The organism is Bradyrhizobium sp. AZCC 2262, from assembly GCF_036924535.1.
Lineage (GTDB): Bacteria > Pseudomonadota > Alphaproteobacteria > Rhizobiales > Xanthobacteraceae > Bradyrhizobium.
This window is the reverse complement of record NZ_JAZHRT010000001.1, coordinates 7,662,339-7,681,575: the sequence shown is the minus strand read 5'-3', so window position 1 is coordinate 7,681,575 and position 19,237 is coordinate 7,662,339. Positions and strand designations below refer to the sequence as shown.

Genomic DNA, 19,237 nt, shown 5'->3' with positions numbered 1-19,237 from the left:
GTCGGCCTTTGGCCTGCTTCTTCCATAACATCTATTTTCCGAATCCACCGGCGTTCTTACGCCTAGCTATTCCAACCTAATTCGTCACGGTCCCCTGCAACAGCTTGATGCCATGCGCGAGCGCGCCTTGCATCAACAGTGTGTCAACACCGTACGCAATCATGCGAAAGCCCCTGGTACGAAAATCGCGCGCCCACTGCTCGTTGCCGGCAAGAAAACCTGGTGTTTTGCCGTGCTTCTTGCACGCCACGATCAAGCTGTCGACGGCTGCATGGAATTTTGGATTGTCGAACTCTCCGGGGATGCCGAGGAAGTTCGTCAGATCGTAGTGACCAAGCCAGATCACGTCGACGCCGCCGACCGCCGCGATCGCATCGACATTATCGATGCCTCTTGCGGTCTCTACCAGCGCGATCACCATCGTGCGCGCGTTCGCTTGGGCGATCTTTTCGGTCTCGGGCCCGTCCGAATAGTCATCGTGCGCCGCTACAGCGAAGGCGGCGCCACGTCGCCCCGCCGGTGGATATCTGGTGCAGTCAACGATCGCCCTTGCCTGCTCGGGTGTTTCGACCATCGGCACCATGATGCCCATCGCACCAATGTCGAGTGCACGCGCTATGTGATGGTAGTCGCCTGAAGGGACGCGTACGAGAGGCACCAGATCAAGCCCACGGCAGAATGCGAATTGTGCCTTCATTGTCTCGAAGCCGACGCCTGAGTGCTCCATATCGTAGAGGATAAATTCAGCGCCTGCTTCGCGGCAGATCGCGGGGTAGCCGGGCGTGAAGAATTCGAACGTCATTGTTCCGAACGCACAGCCGCCGGCTGCAAGGCGAGGTTTCAACGGGTTTGGACGCAACGCATTTTCCCCAAAGTGCTCCATGGTCACCCGAATATGGCGGAGACGGTGACGATCATTAGCATTCGACGTAGCTTACGGTTGCCCCTGGCTTTGTTCAATCCCGCCTTACGTGGTCTGCGGATCGATGCCTAGTGACTGCTACCAAGGCGATTCTGTTGCAAAAGTCGAAAATCGAGCGACCCGAAAAATCTCGCGAAAGTCGATCTTTGGACTTCTCCGCCGCTGTGTCGCTTTTCAACGCCCCCTATGGATGAAACGACATGGTCCCTCACGTCGCCGCTCGTAAGACGCTTCAGCGGCTCTACGAAATTTCGTTCATCCCCCCAAAAGACTTTTGCAACAATATCGACCCAGAGCTGACCTTTCTAGTGCTTTTCGGCTTGCCTCTACTTGGCGACAGCAAGTCCGTCTGAGAATATCGTTTGACGCACAAAACATCTCAGCTCCATCGGGCAGCGAGGGTATCGTCCATGGCCAACGACGAGCATGTCGCAATGCTTCAGCAGGGCGTGGCCGCCTGGAATGAATGGCGTCACGAAAAGCGCATTGATCGTCCAGACCTGAGCAAGGCTGACCTGAGGGCAGTGAACCTCCGAGGGTGGGACGTCAATCCGTTGTTAAATACTGCGGGCTGTCAGGTGAACCTCAGCAGCGCGAACCTCTGCGGAGCTGACCTTCGAGGCGCGGACCTCGGCTGGGCGGACCTCCATGGGGCCGAGTTGAACGGCGCAGATGTGAGCGGAACGGACCTCCGTGGCGCAAACCTCCGTGAGGCGGACCTTAGCCTGATGTTTGTAGGGGCTGCCCCGCCATCACGGACGAACCTTAGGAGCGCGAACCTCAGCGGCGCGAGACTGGGCCATGCGAAGCTTCACGGGGCGATCCTCAGCGGGGCCGACCTCAGCGGGGCGAATCTCATCTGGGCGAACCTGCAGGACGCGGACCTCGACGAAGCGGACCTTTGCCGGGCAGACCTTTCCTCAGCGAACCTCCTCCGTACGAACTTCAGTAGGGCGACGCTCAATGAGGCCGATTTATATCGTGCCACCCTGGTGGATACCGACTTCACAGGTGCTGATCTCACTGGCTGTCATATCCATGGAGTGTCCGCATGGGGCTTGAAGCTGGAAGGGGCAAAGCAGCGGAACCAGGTGATCACACCTTTGGGCGACCCCGAGATCACTGCCGACAACATCGAGGTCGCGCAGTTCATCTACCTCATGCTTCATAACGAGAAGGTTCGTAATGTAATCGACACGATCACCAGCAAAGCGGTGTTGATCCTCGGTCGATTCACCGATGAGCGAAAGGCTGTCCTGAACGCCCTGCGTGAAGAACTGCGGAAGCGCGATTACCTGCCGATCCTGTTCGACTTTGAGAAGCCCCGGAGCCGCGACACGGACGAGACAGTCACGCTGCTCGCTCGAATGGCGAGGTTCATCATCGCTGATGTCTCCGATGCTAAATCTGTTCTGCAAGAGCTGCGTGGGATTGTGCCGGATCTTCCCTCTGTGCCCGTTCAAACGATAATCCTCGCGGCGCAGGAGGAGCCGGGCATGTTCGACTTCTACCGGCACAGGCCTTCATTTCTGCCGGTCCATGGCTACGCAGATCAGGAGCAACTGCTCGCTGACCTCGGCGACAAGGTGATCCGTCCCGCTGAGCTAAAGGTTCTGGAGCTTCGAGGTTAGATGGGCTGGGCCAGGCATGCAATTCTCGGCCGGCCACTGGCCGACTTATTCCGTAACATCTCATGTGCGAATGCCGCGGCATCGGGAATCACGGCTCCGGTTCCCGATTCGCGAGCGCCAGAGTGCCCACTCGAGCCAAATTCGGTCGCAGGCAAGAATGTGGTCAAGGCGGCCACCAAAAATGATTTGCCATAGAGGGCACGGCTGGCCGCCAGGTCGACCGGCAAGGTTAGGCTACCAGTGCAAGGAGCCCGCTGGCGCGGGCAAACTTTGCGGCCGAACGGCATGGGTCCAAAGGCGGTTCTGCCACAAAAGTTGAAATTGCCTCCGAAACCTCTCGCAGACACGTTCTAGAAAAAGGCTTGATAAGGTCTGCAACTGACAATTGCGCTGTTGCCGATGTCAACCTTCGCCGCCATAGTCACGCTGTCACACCGTGAGCGGCACATTGCGCGTCACGTGTAACTAGCAGCATCCAGCAAAGGACGGGCCGCTTGGGGAGCAGCGTGTGAAAGTTGTCTATTTGGGGCGCCCGAGCAGGCGCACAAATCCGCCTCCCTCCTTGGAAGGCGACGTTATTGAACTTCTCTCCAACAATTGGGATGACTACGGTTATAAGACAACTTTTCCAACTACCTGTCGTATCGGCGATGAAGTTCTCGATCTCGGTCTCGTCCGGCTGCTAGTGGAGGAGGTCTTCACAACTAGCACAGCTCTCGATTCTCTTCTTGCAGAGGGGTGGGACGGGACCTTCCCGATTCCTGACAGAAATTACATCTCGACTCCCGCCGAGATCGCCTTCTACGAACGGCTCGATGGCGCAATCGGTACGGAAGTTGCGATTGAGGTTGCCAGGACTTTGCGCGACGCGAGCTATATGGTTCGCATTGCGGATGACGAGACTGCCAAGAGACTTGTTGAGACAAATGGATTTAAAAATTCGCTTCAGCGCGAGCGTGGGAGCGTTAAAGCTTATCTTGACGCATGGCGGATTTTTGAACGACAGAATATTTCGGTTCTCGATCTCGGTTTTCGCTTTGAGAACATTTTTGGCAACATCTCCGCGCTGGATCTCAAATTTCAAGCGGAGAACATGCTTCCACACGAAATCAACGTGCTCATTGGTCCAAACGGCTACGGTAAGTCCCGAGTGTTACATCAAATGGTGGAGGATTGGATTTCTCCATCAACAGGAGAGGGACCGGGATTCGTAGCGAAACCAAACCTCAGTCAGCTGGTAGTCGTTTCATATAGTCCGTTTGAGCGCTTCCCAGTCGACTTGGCCGGAAAGCGCATGCAGGACCGCGACGCTTATCGCTACTTCGGCTTTCGCGGGCGAGCCAATCCAACAGAAACAAATAAACTTGGTCGTATCCATCTGTCACACGAGTTTCCCAAACGTAATGCCGCTCAATCGCTCGTAGGCTGTCTTCGAGATGACAAGAAGTATTCCTCGATCCGCGATTGGGCGCTGAAGGTCGAAACGGTCGAGCGAGTCCTTAGGACTGCAATCGAGTTCGACTTCGCAACGGTAGAGGTTGACTTCAAACACCGTGCTCGGACCTTTTACAGCGATCCGGGGTTTATTGAGCCGTTGGAGTTCCGTGAAGACACAGATGACGATCGTCGCCGATATATTCCTGTAGCTTCTGACAGGATCCATGCGCTACGTGATGACTGGTTGAACGAAGCACTCATCCCGGAATCTGGTGTTACCTTCTTCCGTGACGGTAAGCCTATTGAACTTAGTTCTGGACAGAGGCTCTTCGCCTATATCGTTATCAATATTCTTGGTGCGATTCGGAGGAACAGTCTGATTCTCGTGGATGAGCCGGAGCTTTTTCTCCACCCAACTCTCGAAGTACAATTCGTCGATATGTTGAAATCGATATTGGCTCGATTCAACTCCACGGCGTTGCTTGCAACTCACTCGATCGTAACGGTGCGAGAGGTGCCTGCCGACTGCGTTCATGTTTTTGAAAAGACGGAGGATGATCTAGTGCTGAACCATCCTCCGTTTCAAACTTTTGGTGGGGATTTTCAACGGATTTCCTCCTACGTTTTCGGAGACAAGGCTGTCTCAAAACCATTTGAGGGTTGGATTCGAGTGCAGCTGCAGAATTTTGGTTCTGCGGATCGATTGATCGAAGCTCTCGGTGAGGGACTTAATGAAGAGCTTATCGTGCAGATCAGGGCTATGGAGCGCGGACAGTGGTAATGCCCTTGCCTGTTCCGGTTGCATGTAGCCTACAACTAGTCGACAATGTGATTGCTGAACGTCAGAATGGTGTAAATGCCGCATTCTTCACGGGCATAGCTGCTGAGTGGCGTGCTCGGGTACAAGCCTATATTGACGCGTGTGGCTCGCCTGCGCTGGTGCAGACCTGGCCGGCGATCGATCAGAAGAGGGGAAGTTTTCTCAATTTATACGCCGCGCCTGCTGAGGGCTCATGTCAAGGGGCTATGCTTCAAGCCCTGCGTAAGCATGCCCTGAATCTTTGTCCAGCTTGTGGTGAGCCGGGCAGGCCAAACACCCTTGATCACTATTTGCCGAAGGGGCGGTATCCTCATCTTTGCATCACCCCAATGAATCTGTTCCCTATGTGCGATGCATGCCAAGCCGAGAAGCTTGAAAAGACTGGAGATGCCAACGGCGCGCGCTTCTTCCTGCACCCGTATTTTGATGTATTCGTCGCTCAGCAGGTTATTGCGATCGCCATACAGCCCCCGTTTGACGCGCCGACTTTCGACTTGTTGCCGGTGCCTGGATTGACGCCCGAACAAGCGGGGCTTGTCACGTCGCATGTTCGCGAGCTCGCAATCACCCAGAGATACGGTCACTTTTTTAGAGGGCAGCACAGGCGCCTACTTCGTCTCGTTCAAAGCATGCGAGCGTCTGGTCAGGACGTGGTCGAGACGCTTGAAACATTTCGGGTCAACTACGAGCATCCGACCAGGAATGCGTGGGAGTACATTTTCTATTCTGCCGTGCTGGAGACACCCGACTTTGTAGAATATCTTAAAGAGGGTCAGTTGCCGGCTTACACTTAGAATAATCAAATTGCTGGATGTGTAAGCTCTCAATCTTCGTCAACATCGCCTTTATAGATCTTATGCACCGCACCGTGGTCTGTGATAATTTGCCTGGATTTCAATGCTTTGATCCTAGCTGACAGCAACGTTCCCAGCGGCAGCTTGAGTTCGCCGAATCTCGCATGGTGAAACTTCCGATGACATCCCGGACACAGGGCCACAATGTTTTCCGGAACGTCTAAGCTAACCTCAAACTGGTCCTGGCATTGCATCGGAACCAAGTGATGCGCTTCAACGAATGGCTTCTTGGTCTTTCGCGACGTAAAGGTCAGGTGGGTTGGCTCAACTTCGCACTGATGGCTCGCTGCTTGTATTGCGATCGCTGCCATTTCGGGGTTGCGCTTGTATTTGCCCGCCTGCTTTCCGTTAACCTTCGGAGGTGGCGGCAATCCGCCGTCTGGCAATGACTTGCTCGGGAGCTCCGTTGCGATTTCGTTGGCAGCCTCCTGATAGTCATCAGACGATATAAGGTCGAGGTGATCCAGCAAATTGGACCCAAGTTTGGTCACCAGTTCGTCGTACAAGTTGAGTAGCTGGACAAGATCCTTTCGAAATTTGTCGATAGAAACTTCGTCGCCGGCACGATAGCGGCGACTAATGATTGCGCCACTCTCGTACCCTTTGCCCAGCGGTTTGGTCGCGGCTAGATCAAGCGGTCCCGCAATGAAGTCTGTGGGAACATGCAGAGTTTGGATAGCTAGACGCGCAACCTGCGCAATCTTTTTGTTTCCGATCTTGTCGCCGAATGCCTCCCGAAATTGTGTGAAGCCCTGGTTCAGTGAGAGGAAGCAATTCTGCATGTCTTGGCTGAACAACAAGACGACATAGTAGCCACGCTCGGTCGAGGTCGTGATATCTCGCAGTAGGATGGCGACCCACGGGATATAGGCGAGCGTCCAGTTTATCTGGCCGACCGACCCATAGATTCGATACTTCTTGGCGGCTCTCCCAGAGTCGAAAATGATCTGCTCGATAAGCTTGGGTAGGTCCTTGGTGATGGTGGCATCGACTGCAAGCTCGTTTCCAGACGTCAGCTTTCGCCTGGACTTCACGCCGGCGACTACTTGCTCCGAGTTTGGAAGATAGTCCTCAAATACCTTATCGAGTTCGCGCATGCCGTTCCCCTACCCAGCGGTATGCTATCATGGCATGTGTGGTCTTGAACGCGACAAAATTATCGTTGGTTGACGGTCCATCTCGGCCATTGAGTCACTTTTTTCCATAACAACTGATTTGCGAATGTCTGCTGTTGAAGGGAGGCGGACATTCGTCGGATCATTGGTGTCAGCTTCGTCGCCTGAACCTAGGCAGTCAGGCGCTACGCTTGAGCTTGCCGGTCTTCAACAGGCCCTCGAGTTCCTTGAGGGCCTGTTCCTCGGAGATTCCGTCTACCAGCGCGATTTCTCCGCAGAGGCGATCGAGCGCCGATACGTACAACTGCCGTTCGCTGAAACTCTGGCCGGAGTCGCCCGGTCGGAAAAGATCGCGAGCGACCTCCGCGACCGCGACGATATCTCCGGATTTGATTTTGCCTTCGTATTCCTGAGCAAGCCGGGACCAGTTGCCGCGGCCTTTCCGGGGAGTTTCGCTCAGAATCTGTTTCACTCCTTGGACCGAGGAAAGATCTGATGGCTTGCGCATTCCGACGTTCGCGGCTTTCCGGACGGGAACGCGGACGGTCATTTTGCTTTTTGTGAAAAAGATCACGAAGAACTCCAGGCTCGCTCCTGCAACGGTCTGCTCTTCAATCGACAGAATCTGTCCAACGCCGTGCGCCGGATAGACGATGAAGTCCGTCGCCTTGAATTCAAAGCGAATCTTCCCGTTTTCGCGCGCACCTGGAGGCGCCGAGGCGGCATCCGGCGCCTCTAGGTAACGACCGGATTTCGCTTTCTGATCGTCCAAGCTCATGTCGCGGTTCGACTCCTTCGGGTGTTGTACCGACTGATCGCCAATCACGCGGCAAATTACTTGAGGGTTCTAGTCCCTGCGGCGCGCTTGGCGCCGTCTTCGCTGCTTACAACATCATTAAGCGCGAGAAGCCAGCATCGCCACATAATGATCGCACGCATCGGATTCCCATCGAGTCGTGTGGCTTCTCAGCAACTTGTTCCGTACGGAGAAGAGGCTTCGGCGGGCTCTCGGGTGCGCCGTGGAAGTTCTTCGAGATCACGACCAGCACGGAGAATTACGGGATTCTCCGCGGCGCGATCCCAGTTGCGGCTGAACTTTCTGACTTCTTCCCGAATGTCCGAACCGCGTCAAAAAGCACACCTCAAGCAGCGACTGTTCGACGTGTGCTCTTCCCTGTGAATTCACCGCCATTAAACTTAACCAGCAATCTTAATCAGCGGTTTTTCTTGCGGGGCACTGTAGCCGCGCTACCGTCGTCTCATCGGTCACGGAGGTGATCTATGAGCGATAAGAAGACGAAGGCCGAGTTGCTCGAGATGCTGGCCGAGGCGGTCCGCAATACGCAACCCCAGCCGGTCGGTAACACCCAACCCGAGCCTGTCCACGACCCGCAACCCGAGCGGAAACGTAAAACGCAATCCCGCAAAACGCGGCCAGCGTCGCAGCGCACGGCCAAAATCAAAGACGTTCGGGCATCTGCTAGCCGCGGGCAGCGGCGTCGATAATGCAGCCGAGGACTTCATGATCGATAAAATGACGAAAGGCCTCGCGCAACGACCGGCGGAAAAAGCTTTTCTGCAGGCACATAAGCGAAGGGCGGTAACTGAATACGAAAAAGCGCAGGAAGCCTTCCAAAAGAACTACGAACGATTGCGGGCGGAGCGATTAGCTAGGGAAGCCGCGAAGCCCAAAGAGAAATAGCACCTTTGTTCCTGGGTTACATGAAAGCGCTGGACGGCACTCAATATTGACGCGCCCTAGACTGCTCGTGACCGCAGAGCGCGCCCATACCCGCGTAGTTTCTCGGGTCAAAAGCCTACATTCCACAATTGCCTGATTCCAGCGAGAAGCGGAAGTCAGCGTTCCATAACGATGGATCGGCGAACGCACGGCTATCCCAGCCGGCACGCCGCTGCTGCAGAGGCAGGGGGGATGATTCTCGCTTTGAGTGTCTCGTTCCACCCTATCGCGTTCATCTGAAGACCGGTATTGTTATAGCCAAAGCCGTGTCCCGAGGGTCCCGGCAGCAGTTTCGGGGGATGGATGCAAAAGGACGGTGCGGCGATCGTCTTCAGCGCTGGCGACTTGGTTGGGCACTTGAATTGTCGTTACCTGACATTCCTCGATCTCAAGGTCGCCCAAGGCGAGCTCGCTAAACCGAAGGTCCGCGACGATCCGGCCCTCGATGCCCTGGTTGAGCGCGGCAGGATCCATGAGCAGGGCTTTGTCGATCATCTCGCCAAGCAGGACAGGAGCGCCACCGTCATTGCCGGCGTTGGCATCGACCAGGCCTCGATTATCCAAACGCGGCAGGCGATGACGCGCGGCGACGCGGTTATCGTTCAGGCGGCGTTACGGGATGGGTATTGGAGCGGCCGCGCTGACGTGCTCCGGCGGGTTGAGACTCCCAGCGGTTTGGGCGCCTGGTCATATGAGGTCACCGACACCAAGTTGGCCCGCGAGACCAAAGGCAACACGGTCCTGCAGCTCAGCCTCTACTCGGACCTATTGGCGACCGTTCAGCAGAAGGTCCCGGAGACGGCCCATGTCGTGACACCCGGGACGGAGTACCTGCCGGAGGCCTACCGTGTGGCCGATTTTGCGGCGTTCTACCGACGCATCAAGCGAAGTCTGGAGACCTTTGCGGCTACGCCTCCACGTGATGGCCTCTATCCCGGCCCGATTGAGCACTGCGAGGTCTGCCGATGGCGCGAGCCCTGTGCTTCGAGGCGGCGCGCCGACGATCACCTGTCGCTTGTCGCAGGGATAGCCAAGACACAGATTGACGAGCTGCTCCGGCGAGGCGTGGGCACCATGGCCGCCCTCGCCAAACTGCCCATCCCGCTGCAATGGCGGCCTGATCGGGGCACTGCGCCAAGCTATGAGAAGGTGCGCGAGCAGGCGCGACTTCAGGTTGATGGTCGCGGAGCGGGGCGGCTACTTCACGAGGTGCTGCCACTGGTGGCGGAATTTGGCTTGTTCCGGCTGCCCGAGCCTTCGGCCGGCGACATCTTCTTCGATTTCGAGGGCGATCCGTTCGTGGACGGCGGCGGGCTCGAGTTCCTGTTTGGCTACGTTTATGCCAACGACGACGGCACGGACGCCTATGTCGGCGACTGGGCGACGACACGGCAGCACGAGCGGGTAGCGTTCGAACGCTTCATCGACTTTGTCAAAGAGCGGCTGACAAAGCACCCCAGCTTGCACATCTACCACTTTGCGCCCTACGAGCCGGCTGCGCTGAAGCGGCTAATGGGACGATACGCTACCCGAGAGGACGAGGTCGACAATCTGCTTCGCGCGGGTGTGTTCGTGGATTTGTACGCCGTCGTTCGGCAGAGCATCCGCGCCAGCGTCGAAAGTTACTCGATCAAGAAGCTGGAGCCGCTCTACCGGTTTGACCGAACAATCCCACTGATCGACGTTGGCGGCGCGATGGCTCGGGTGCAGGCCTGCCTCGAATTGGCCGATACTGATGGAATTGACCCAAGCGATCAGGCCGCCATCATCGGTTACAACCGAGATGACTGCGCGTCGACGCGCGCTTTGCGGGACTGGCTTGAGGGAGTGCGGCGAGGTCTGATCTCGCAAGGGAAGGCAATCGATCGCCCGCACTTAAAGGCGGCCGAAATTAGCGAGGACCTCAGTGTCTGGAAGCGCCGGGTCGCCGGACTTGTGGCTCGATTGATCACTGGCGTCCCGGACGATGTGGCCGAACGCAGCCTGGAACAGCAGGCGCACTGGTTACTGGCCCATTTGATCGATTTTTTCGGACGCGAGAATAAAGCGGTCTGGTGGGAGTATTTTCGGCTGAGTGACTTGTCAGCAGAAGATCTCCTGCATGAGCGTGCCGGGCTAGCCGGGTTGACCTTTCTCGGCACTGTTGGGGGAACGGTGAAAACGCCGATTCATCGCTACGAGTTCACGGTTCAGGAAACGGATGTTCGCGCCGATGACGATTTGAAGCGGGTTGGAGGCGAAAAGCTTGGCAGCGTCGTCGCAATTTCCAATGATGACAGGACAGTCGACATTAAGAAACGTCAGGACACGGCAGGCCTGCATCCCGAAGCCGTGTTTGCGCACAAATTCATCGACAATCAGGTTCTTGCAGAATCGATCTACCGAATTGGCGAGCACGTTGCAGATCACGGGATCATCGGGGCCGGACCCTATCGCGCCGCTCGCGATTTGCTGCTCAAGGTCGCTCCACGCCTTCGCGGGCGGCCGTTAGAGCAAGCTGGCGAGCCGTTGTTAGCGCGAGCGATGCGAGCGGCGCACTCGCTGGATCAAAGCCTGCTCCCGGTGCAGGGGCCGCCGGGGGCCGGCAAGACCCATGCCGGTGCGCACATGATCTGCGCACTGGTGCGCGACAAGCGCACAGTTGGCGTCACGGCGAACAGCCATAAGGTCATTCGTCACTTGCTTGACAAATCGCGGGAGGCAGCTGCCGAGCAACAACTTGGAATGCAATGCATTCAAAAGGTCAGAGAGAAGGCAGCCTCTCTTCCGGGCCTTCAGCTGACGACCAAGAACCCAGATTTTATCGAGGGGCTCGGCAATGGTTGTCAAGTTGGTGGTGCCACCGGCTGGTTTTGGGCCCGCCCGGACGCGGCGGGCATTGTGGATGTTCTGTTCGTTGACGAGGCCGCGCAGATGTCACTAGCAAATGTATTAGCCGTCTCTCAGGCGGCCGAAAGTATTGTCCTTCTGGGCGACCCAAGGCAGCTTGAGCAACCGATACAAGGAAGTCATCCAGACGGCGTTGCGACATCTGCGCTTGATCACGTCTTGGGCGAACACGCAACGATCGAGGGCGGTCGTGGACTTTTCCTTGAGGAAACCTGGCGCCTTCATCCGGATATCTGCACCTTCACGTCCGAACTGTTCTATGAGGGCCGACTTCGATCGCGCGCGGGATTAGAGCGGCAGGAGATCAGGTCATTGAGCCGCGTCCGCGGATCCGGACTTCGTTATCTTGCCGTGCATCACGAGGGTAACCAGAACTCCTGTCCCGAAGAGGCAGACGAAATCAAAGGGCTCGTCGACGAAATCCTCAGCAGCAAGGCAAGCTGGGTCGACAGCACAGGGAAGGAAGCCCCCATCAGGTTGGAGGATATCTTGATAATCGCTCCTTACAACGCGCAGGTCTTCGAACTGCAGGAGCGATTGCCTGGCGCACGTATTGGCACTGTCGACAAGTTTCAAGGACAAGAGGCGCCAATCGCCATATATTCAATGACAACATCGAGTCATGCCGACGCTCCACGAGGGATGGAGTTTCTCTACAGCCTCAACAGGCTCAACGTGGCGACGTCGCGGGCAAAGTGCCTTTGCATTCTCGTGGCATCTCCGCGCGTGTTTCAGGCCGAGTGCCGGACGCCGCGGCAGATGCAGCTGGTAAACGCCTTTTGCAGATATTTGGAGTTGGCCTGCACGGTCTCTCTCCAAAGAGGCGGGCCCGGAATGCCTTGATCTTTGCGGACGTAGACCGTGCCGTTCGGGGATAGCCTGTGTTATCAGCGAGTCAGTGTGTCTTTAGCAACGCCGTGGGGCCACGTTGAATTTCAATCGCTTTCCAAGGCCGTTTCTTACAGCCTATGATCCTTCAGATCTGCCAGGTAGCAGCATCGATCCGCTTGGTTTCGAGCGCGGCTACCTATTTTTGGCTGACAAGATACTGCCCGGCTTGACCAATGCTGCCGGCCGGCCGCGTTATTTCTCAGCTATCTGTGCTGGCAGTTTGCTTGCTCCGGCCGGGGCGGAGAACGAACGGAGCGATGCTCGCATGAGGACAGAGCGCGTGTTGCTATTTGAACGATTCTGGGCGGCCGCGAATGTGCTTGCGTCTGAACAAGATGAGGAACTGTCCGCATCTGGCATCCGTGGGGTGACCTATGCGCAAGCGCACGTCGCAAGACTTAAGGAAACCGACGGCCGCCTCACTGATGCCAATTTCAAAATGTTGGCAGTGCAGGCGCGTTACGGTGCAATTGGCATTTACGCTAACGTTGCTGGTTATCTTCGACTTCTTAATCGTTCGGCCATGTTGCCGACTCAAGATTCGGGCGAACGGCTAGGAAATGCATTTCTGAACGAGACCGATGCTCCGCCCAAGTTGCGCAGCATTATCCGTGACGGAGAGGGCGCTATAAGCGTCGGCAGTCTACGTGAATGGGGCCGCCGTGCCCATGTAGCAGCACCGGTTGGTCGTGGCGAAGGGGATTGCCTTGAGGAGGCCTTGGTTCGAGATCCTATCCGGTTGCGCATAGTTGACCTCCTCAAGCAAGTACCACCGAAAAAAGGTGAGCACGAACTGTCCCGCTTGGCGAGAATGCAGAGAGCTGCCTCGCGGCGGGTAGATTATTTGGACTTGAAGGAGGCTATCGGCGCTATTCTCGCCTTTGAACGATGCTACCGACTTGTCTTGCTTGGATTTGAACGGGTCTTGTGGCTGTGCAAAGCCGAGGGTGTCATAAGGGCGGCGAGCGCCGCGCGAGACCCAATAGTTGTTCGGTGCTCGGACGAGATTTCAGACGCGGCCAGAGAACTCCAGAATGCGCTCTCTTCGGGAATGACCGAGGAGTTTCGGCGCGATATAGATCGGCTGAATGATACTAAGGTCTTCGTGAATACCGCGGCAGCGGCGGACCGAACATCCCTGTTTGTTGAAGCGCTGCTGGACCGCCATGCCGACGTTCAGCGCGGCAAATTCGATCGCGGTCGCCGCAAGCTTCCATGGATCGAACGCAAGTCCGGCAGCTATGAGCTGACGCTGTCGCAGATCGGAGAAGTGAGCGGCGAACCAAGATCGATAGATGACGTTCACCCGCACGAGTATAGGCTGACAGTTGCTGATCGCTTCATTGCGGCGAGCCTGGGTCAGGCGTCATGAGCCACGACGACGACCTGGATAGACGCAAGATGATGGATTGGGTCCGTCCGGATATTGCCGCGCATGGCATTGTTGTCGGAATGCTCGCAACGACTTTCGAGTTTGACCCAACGTTTTTTGATTCTGATTACCTGCCAACCTTCCTTGGGCTTGGAGCATGGGAAGATACGTCGTGGTCCAATCGTGTAGCAATGCAGCGCGCGCTTGCTCAAACCGAGTCGACGGTTGTGATGATGGATGCGCGCCGATTTCGTGGCCGTCCACGCTCTCTTCATATTGAACATATGCCGTTGGTTGGTCCTGGCGGGAGGAAGTTGCATGCGAAGGTGCTATTGGTGGTGCAAGAGCGCGCCGTCAGACTCTTGATCGGCAGTGCGAATCTAACTGAAGCGGGTTATCGTCACAATCGCGAGGTTACCCTGCCTATTTTGGCTACAGCGCAGACGCCGTGCGTTTCGGCGCTTGTACAGCAGGCGCTGACCACGATGGAGCAGCCGCTTCGGTCTTGGTGGACGTTAGCTGCTGAGCAAGTGCGGAACCGAGCGCTCGACGTAATGAGTGATTGGCGTAAGCAACCTCTTGATGACGACCATTTTGTGTGGAGCTGGGGCGAAAAGTCGCTTGCAACGGAATTTGTTCGCTTATGGCCCGAGGAGAAGATTGTCGCAGTCACGATCGTTTCGCCCTTTTGGTCGGACAAGGGTGATCAGGGCCCGATTGCTCAACTGTTAACCCAATTTGGCGACAATAAACTGGCTGGAGCAAAAATCCGCTTACTCACCGAGGCTTCGCCAGAATCGCAATCGTCGTTTCGTCCAAAGCTCCCTGCAGAACTTGCTGCTTGGGACGTCCGCCGGCTTGGTATGACCGGTGAAATCCAAGCTGTAGATCCTTTTGTTATGCCCGCCGAAGTCGGAGGACGCACGGATTTCCAGTCAGTACGAGCTCTCCACGCAAAAGTGGTTGTGGTCGAAGGGCCGAGCACAACGATGGCCTATGTTGGATCGGCAAATTTTACCGAGCATGGATGGGGCTTTGCTGGTGCCCGATCGAATATTGAGGCCGGTGTCGTTATGCTTCGACGGGGTCGCGAACGCCAGCATTTGACATACTTGATCCCTAAGGCAACTGGCCAACCCATTCCATTAGATGGTAACGGCCGGAGTGCCGTGACGCCGCCAGAAAAGAGTAACGACGATCTTATCTGGCCGACTTTCATTCACGACATTCGTCTGGTGCCGGTTGGCAACGAAAAGAAGCAGTTGCAGCTAGAGCTCACGCTTGTGGACCCCAAGCAGACCCATTCTTTCTCTGTTTCACTGCTGGGGGCCGTGGATCTGCCGTTACTCAACGGCCGCAAGCCTAAGAGCGGGGCACTAGAACCCAATGTCTTGGAACAGTTACTGCGCGATCAGCGTGTAAGTGTGTTGTGGAGTTCATATTCTGTCGAGTTTCCTGTCAACGTAGATCTTGAGGCTCGGCTTCTATTACCAATTAGTCCCGGAGCTAAGCCGCCAGGCGAGAGTGTGCTACTTGCCTATTACCAAGGTAAAATATCGATCGAGGACATCTATCCTCGACCGCCAGACGAACCCGGAGACGATTCCTATGCCGCCAAGGTCAGCAGCAAGGACGAGTCTGCGGTCGATACGACAAGAATTCAATCTTATCAGGTTCGCGAATTCGTAGAAGCTCTGCAGGGCATTCATGACGACCTTAGGGCCGCTGCAAGGTCGACCGAAACTGGGATGAAGCATGCTTTGTTGGGCGAAGTCAGTCCTCTCACGCTTGCTCGAGAGGTAATACGGGCAGTGCACGAGCGTCGCCGCTCGCCCACGGCGGCTGGATTTCAATTGGTTGAAATCTTGGCCTGCTTTGCGCAGGCCGATAGCTTTGACGTGCCAACTTCGCGCGTTGGCACGTGGCGCGAGTGCCTAGCTCGTGCTCGCAAGGATGTAGAAGAACTGCTTTCGAATCTCATCGAGTGGAACGGTGGCGAATTAAAATCGCAGCGCGCGTTTCATCGCTACCGTAGCGCCATCCTGAAGTCCGGGGCTCACGCGTGATTGCCCTTAGCCAGCACATAGATCTTGGGCACGACAAGAGGCGTATGAAAGATCCACGCGACGCAGAACGTCAGACTGCGACCGCGCGCGAGCTCTTAGCGAGGCTGTTCAACACTAGGGACGCGAGGCGCTGGGAGCTGCAGCTCTTGGCTGACGAAGTGGGTATGGGAAAGACGTTCGTGGCACTGGCCGTTGCCTTTTCCGTACTAGAGAGCATGGACGCCAGTGAGCAGAGTACCGGACTAGACGGTTGCTATCAGAAGATTTTGATCGTTACACCGCCCAATGGGGCACTATTCAACAAATGGAACCGAGAGGTCAGCGAGTTTGTTCGGCGTTGTGTATCACGCGGTGTTTCGCCAGAAGCACGCGAGCGCTTTCGACCGGTTCCCGCCGATCGTCTAGATGAACTGGTTGCTGCTGTCCGCCGGCGAGGTGGACGCGGTGGCCGAGTGGTTGTCACAACAATGAATGTGTTTGGCGATCGCAAACTAAGGAACTACGACCTAAAGCGACGCTTTTTGCTTGGCGTTATTTTTCGTTACTGGGGTGCGAGATTCAACATCGATTCGCGCGAGCGGCTGCTTAAAGGCGCGCCTGATCACTGGCCAACGACAGCCTATCACCTAACCGACCTAACGGAATGGGAGGCCTCTCAGCTGCCCTTTAGCGAGAATGAGGCGATTATAGCGTTAGAACGGCTAGACAGGCCGAGCCGGTATCAAGCACTCCTGGAGCAATTCCTGCTAGCGTCTCGCGAGCTCAGCGAGCCGTTTCGTCGTGACAGGCAAGATGGCTTCAAGAAAATTGAAACCTATCTGACCAAGGTTTACCGTGCGCTGAATGAGGAGATGCTCAATCGTTCATTTCCATTGGTGATTGTCGATGAGGCTCATAATTGGAAGAATGGACCAAGCAAGGGAGCCAATGGCTATGCCAATTTTGCTGAACTGATTGCAGAACGAACGCGTCGATTGCTCCTTTTGACCGCGACACCGTTCCAATTGCGGTCAGCTGAAATGCTCGAAATTCTCCATGTGTCGGCCCGCCTGGAGTGCTCCGCGGATGTGGAAATGCGCCAGCGTCGCAGGGCGCGATTGGTCGAGCACTGTCAGGTGGACGTAAAAACGGCATTGCATGGTGCGGAACAAGCCGGCCGACGATTTTCGAAGAATTGGTCACGCGTACCGTTGTCTGCTGGTGCCATCGCCGAGGTCTGGAATTCCCCCGCTCTGAAAACGGTAAGGGGTCAGCTCTGCGAACCTAATATTTTGGCAGAAAAGGGTCATCTTGAACTACAGAGCATTGCGCGCGATGCAGTGGCGTCTCTCGATCCAGAATTGAGACCTTTCTTTTACCAAGCTCTCCTGCTTTTTGCATTCAATGAACGGCTGTCGCGGGTGCTCGGCAAATTGGTCATCCGGCACCGTAGACATACGGAGCATCGCCTGACCCTTGTTGGGCAAGAATATGCGCTACCTGACACAGCAAGGGCTCGACAGGATCGACACCTACTGCATGCGGCGCCGGGTCTCGATGTTCATGGTGACGGAGAGCTGCCCCATTACCTTCTCATGCGTTGCGTGACAGCGCTCAAACAAGGCAAAGGCCGTTCGTCCCTGGGGAGTGCGCTAACGGGATGCTATTCGACATTGCTCGAGTCAGCAGAGGGTCGCCGGTTGGGTCGGGCCTTTGGCGAATTGCCCGCGGCCAAGCCATACTTTGAGACGCTCTTTAGTATGGTCCGTGGCAAAGATGACCCAAAGCACCCAAAGCTAAGCGAGGTTGTCGAAGCCGCCACCAAATCTTGGAGGGATGGCGAGAAGACCCTTATTTTCTGCTTTCGGGTTAACACCGCACAACGCCTACGAGATATCATTGCTGATCGAATCCGTGTCGAACTGAAGCAGCGCCGTAGAAAGTGTCTAGGCGGTGAAACGGCGTTGCGTACACTTCGTGGACGGATGACCCGACGCGAGGGCGACCTCGTTGTGTTGGGTTTGGACCGCGTGCTGTTATCGCTATCTCGGACTGAGCTAGCCTCGGTACCGCGAAGGGACTTGGCACTCCAGACCGAGGACGTCCGCGAAATCGCGCAACAGGCCCTTCGATACAAGCAAGATTTGCTCGGGGAGCGAGTTGATCGTGTTTTCGTCCACCGAGCTGTTGAATTTGCGGTGGCTCATCGGCTGTTTGGAAATGCAACGAGCGAGTTGCGTTTGATTCTTCGCGACATGTCCGTGGTGGACTGGATTGAGCACCCCTATGGCTCGGCATTTTCATCTGAACCAAGCGATTCAGAAACCGAAGACGTGGCTCACGTAGATGAGCGAGGGGTTCACGCCTACTATAAGCCGGTAACTGAAAAACCCGCGGATCGTGACATCGAGGAGCTTACGCGCGCGCTGCTAGAGCGCCGCGAACGGGCGCGTCGCTCAGGTAGTGTTCCAATCTTGGATAGTTACTTTGAAGCCCCGAGCCTCTGGCTCGGACCGGCGCCGTCAATTGCAGACCAGGTTCCTGCCGCGTTGGCCTCTCTTCATGAACATCTGTTTCATTTGACCTTCGGCCACGGGCCGCCAGATTGGAAGACGCGTTTGTTGGTATTGCAGGCGCTCCGTCGAGCGCTCTTGCGTGAGAGCATGCTATTGCGGCTACTGCCGGAGAAATCGGACCGCGACGAGCGCGGCTGGGGTGAACTCCTCGCCGAGAGGTTTCTGGAGCCTCTTCCGGGACAGCATGAAAGCATGGCCGACCGTATGGCCATTTTTGCAGAGGACGTCCTAAGCGCTAGCGGGTCTGCCGATAATCGCCTTAGCGCTCGGTACAACCTTATTGATGCCACGCGTCTGCGTGATCAGAATTTTGTTGCGCTTGTCTTGGGCGGCGGTGATCAGCAAGCGCGCGAGCGAATTTTTGCAGGATTCAATACCCCTCTACTTCCAGAGATTTTGATCTGCACGTCCGTCGGCGCTGAGGGCATAGATCTTCATCGGCATTGTGGACGGGTTGTGCATTATGACCTTGCTTGGAATCCGGCAGTGCTCGAGCAAAGGACTGGTCGCATCGATAGAATTGGAAGTAAGACATTTCGTGAGAGGGAGGCGGCGAAAGTAGGCGAGGGTCCATTGCTGGAAGTTGGCGTCCCATTCCTTGCCGGTACATATGATGAGCGCATGTTCGAAGAGCTTAGAATGCGCGCCCAAACCTTTGAGGTGCTAACGGGGGGTGATGTCACCAGCGATGATGATCGTGTACGACTGGACGATGCGTCAGGGACCGACGACGGGCAGGGCGCTGAGGGCCGCGAGCAAGGGCTACGTCTCAAAGCTCTCCCGCCTGAAATGTTAAACGATCTTCGTGCCAAGCTGCATGTATGGAAGTCTGCGCAGTAAAGCACTGTAAGGTGGGCGGACATTGGCTGGCAATTGATCGCCATTTGCGTACCTGAGCAGCCTGTTTGTGCGTAGGAGAACCCTTTGAATAGACAACATTGTTC

At 56.1% G+C, this 19,237-nt stretch carries 12 protein-coding genes; 9 read left to right on the top strand and 3 right to left on the bottom strand.

Features of this window, described 5'->3' with window-relative positions; genetic code table 11:
- Positions 1–76: 76 nt before the first annotated feature.
- A complete protein-coding gene (locus tag V1283_RS36010) occupies positions 77–802 on the bottom strand; it encodes an HpcH/HpaI aldolase family protein (protein ID WP_334391346.1) in 726 nt (241 codons plus the stop codon).
- Between the two features lie 530 nt (positions 803–1,332).
- Here V1283_RS36010 and V1283_RS36005 point away from each other — a divergent pair.
- From V1283_RS36005 to V1283_RS35995, 3 genes are all read left to right on the top strand, one after another.
- The gene (locus V1283_RS36005; protein WP_334391345.1) at positions 1,333–2,553 is read left to right on the top strand and encodes a pentapeptide repeat-containing protein; all 1,221 of its coding nucleotides are present in this window, start codon (positions 1,333–1,335) and stop codon (positions 2,551–2,553) included.
- Between the two features lie 508 nt (positions 2,554–3,061).
- Entirely contained in the window at positions 3,062–4,771 is a 1,710-nt protein-coding gene (locus V1283_RS36000; RefSeq protein ID WP_334391344.1) for an AAA family ATPase, read from the top strand.
- Positions 4,771–5,604, top strand: a complete 834-nt coding sequence (locus tag V1283_RS35995) for a hypothetical protein (RefSeq protein ID WP_334391343.1) — start codon at positions 4,771–4,773, stop codon at positions 5,602–5,604. The genes V1283_RS36000 and V1283_RS35995 overlap by 1 nt, the downstream gene beginning before the upstream one ends.
- Before the next feature lie 29 nt (positions 5,605–5,633).
- Here V1283_RS35995 and V1283_RS35990 read toward each other — a convergent pair whose 3' ends face one another.
- Complete coding sequence (locus V1283_RS35990; RefSeq protein WP_334391342.1) at positions 5,634–6,761, bottom strand: MrcB family domain-containing protein; 1,128 nt, start codon at positions 6,759–6,761, stop codon at positions 5,634–5,636.
- 196 nt (positions 6,762–6,957) lie between these two features.
- The gene (locus tag V1283_RS35985) at positions 6,958–7,557 is read right to left on the bottom strand and encodes a CarD family transcriptional regulator (RefSeq protein ID WP_334391341.1); all 600 of its coding nucleotides are present in this window, start codon (positions 7,555–7,557) and stop codon (positions 6,958–6,960) included.
- Positions 7,558–8,060: 503 nt separating this feature from the next.
- On the opposite strand from V1283_RS35985, the gene V1283_RS35980 reads away from it, so the two are divergent.
- The 6 genes from V1283_RS35980 to V1283_RS35955 all read left to right on the top strand — a co-directional run bounded on the left by V1283_RS35980 (position 8,061) and on the right by V1283_RS35955 (position 19,133).
- Positions 8,061–8,285: a hypothetical protein gene (locus V1283_RS35980; protein WP_334391339.1), complete on the top strand. Its 225-nt coding sequence runs from the start codon at positions 8,061–8,063 to the stop codon at positions 8,283–8,285.
- A 16-nt stretch (positions 8,286–8,301) separates the two neighbouring features.
- A complete protein-coding gene (locus V1283_RS35975) occupies positions 8,302–8,481 on the top strand; it encodes a hypothetical protein (protein ID WP_334391338.1) in 180 nt (59 codons plus the stop codon).
- A gap of 342 nt (positions 8,482–8,823) precedes the next feature.
- On the top strand, positions 8,824–12,252 hold the full coding sequence (locus V1283_RS35970) for a TM0106 family RecB-like putative nuclease (protein WP_334391337.1): 3,429 nt from the start codon (positions 8,824–8,826) through the stop codon (positions 12,250–12,252).
- 85 nt (positions 12,253–12,337) lie between these two features.
- A complete protein-coding gene (locus V1283_RS35965) occupies positions 12,338–13,672 on the top strand; it encodes a hypothetical protein (protein ID WP_334391336.1) in 1,335 nt (444 codons plus the stop codon).
- Positions 13,669–15,738, top strand: coding sequence for a hypothetical protein (locus V1283_RS35960; RefSeq protein WP_334391335.1), 2,070 nt, complete (start codon positions 13,669–13,671; stop codon positions 15,736–15,738). The genes V1283_RS35965 and V1283_RS35960 overlap by 4 nt, the downstream gene beginning before the upstream one ends.
- A 146-nt stretch (positions 15,739–15,884) precedes the next feature.
- Positions 15,885–19,133, top strand: coding sequence for a helicase-related protein (locus V1283_RS35955; protein WP_334391334.1), 3,249 nt, complete (start codon positions 15,885–15,887; stop codon positions 19,131–19,133).
- The last annotated feature ends 104 nt before the right edge of the window (positions 19,134–19,237 follow it).

Bases quoted from the DNA above. Each gene is read 5' to 3' on its own strand.
- V1283_RS35985 (WP_334391341.1), bottom strand. From the start codon at position 7,557: ATGAGCTTGGACGATCAGAAAGCGAAATCCGGTCGTTACCTAGAGGCG.
- V1283_RS35995 (WP_334391343.1), top strand. From the start codon at position 4,771: ATGCCCTTGCCTGTTCCGGTTGCATGTAGCCTACAACTAGTCGACAAT.
- V1283_RS36010 (WP_334391346.1), bottom strand. From the start codon at position 802: ATGACGTTCGAATTCTTCACGCCCGGCTACCCCGCGATCTGCCGCGAA.
- V1283_RS36005 (WP_334391345.1), top strand. From the start codon at position 1,333: ATGGCCAACGACGAGCATGTCGCAATGCTTCAGCAGGGCGTGGCCGCC.
- V1283_RS35975 (WP_334391338.1), top strand. From the start codon at position 8,302: ATGATCGATAAAATGACGAAAGGCCTCGCGCAACGACCGGCGGAAAAA.
- V1283_RS35960 (WP_334391335.1), top strand. From the start codon at position 13,669: ATGAGCCACGACGACGACCTGGATAGACGCAAGATGATGGATTGGGTC.
- V1283_RS35970 (WP_334391337.1), top strand. From the start codon at position 8,824: ATGCAAAAGGACGGTGCGGCGATCGTCTTCAGCGCTGGCGACTTGGTT.
- V1283_RS35980 (WP_334391339.1), top strand. From the start codon at position 8,061: ATGAGCGATAAGAAGACGAAGGCCGAGTTGCTCGAGATGCTGGCCGAG.
- V1283_RS35990 (WP_334391342.1), bottom strand. From the start codon at position 6,761: ATGCGCGAACTCGATAAGGTATTTGAGGACTATCTTCCAAACTCGGAG.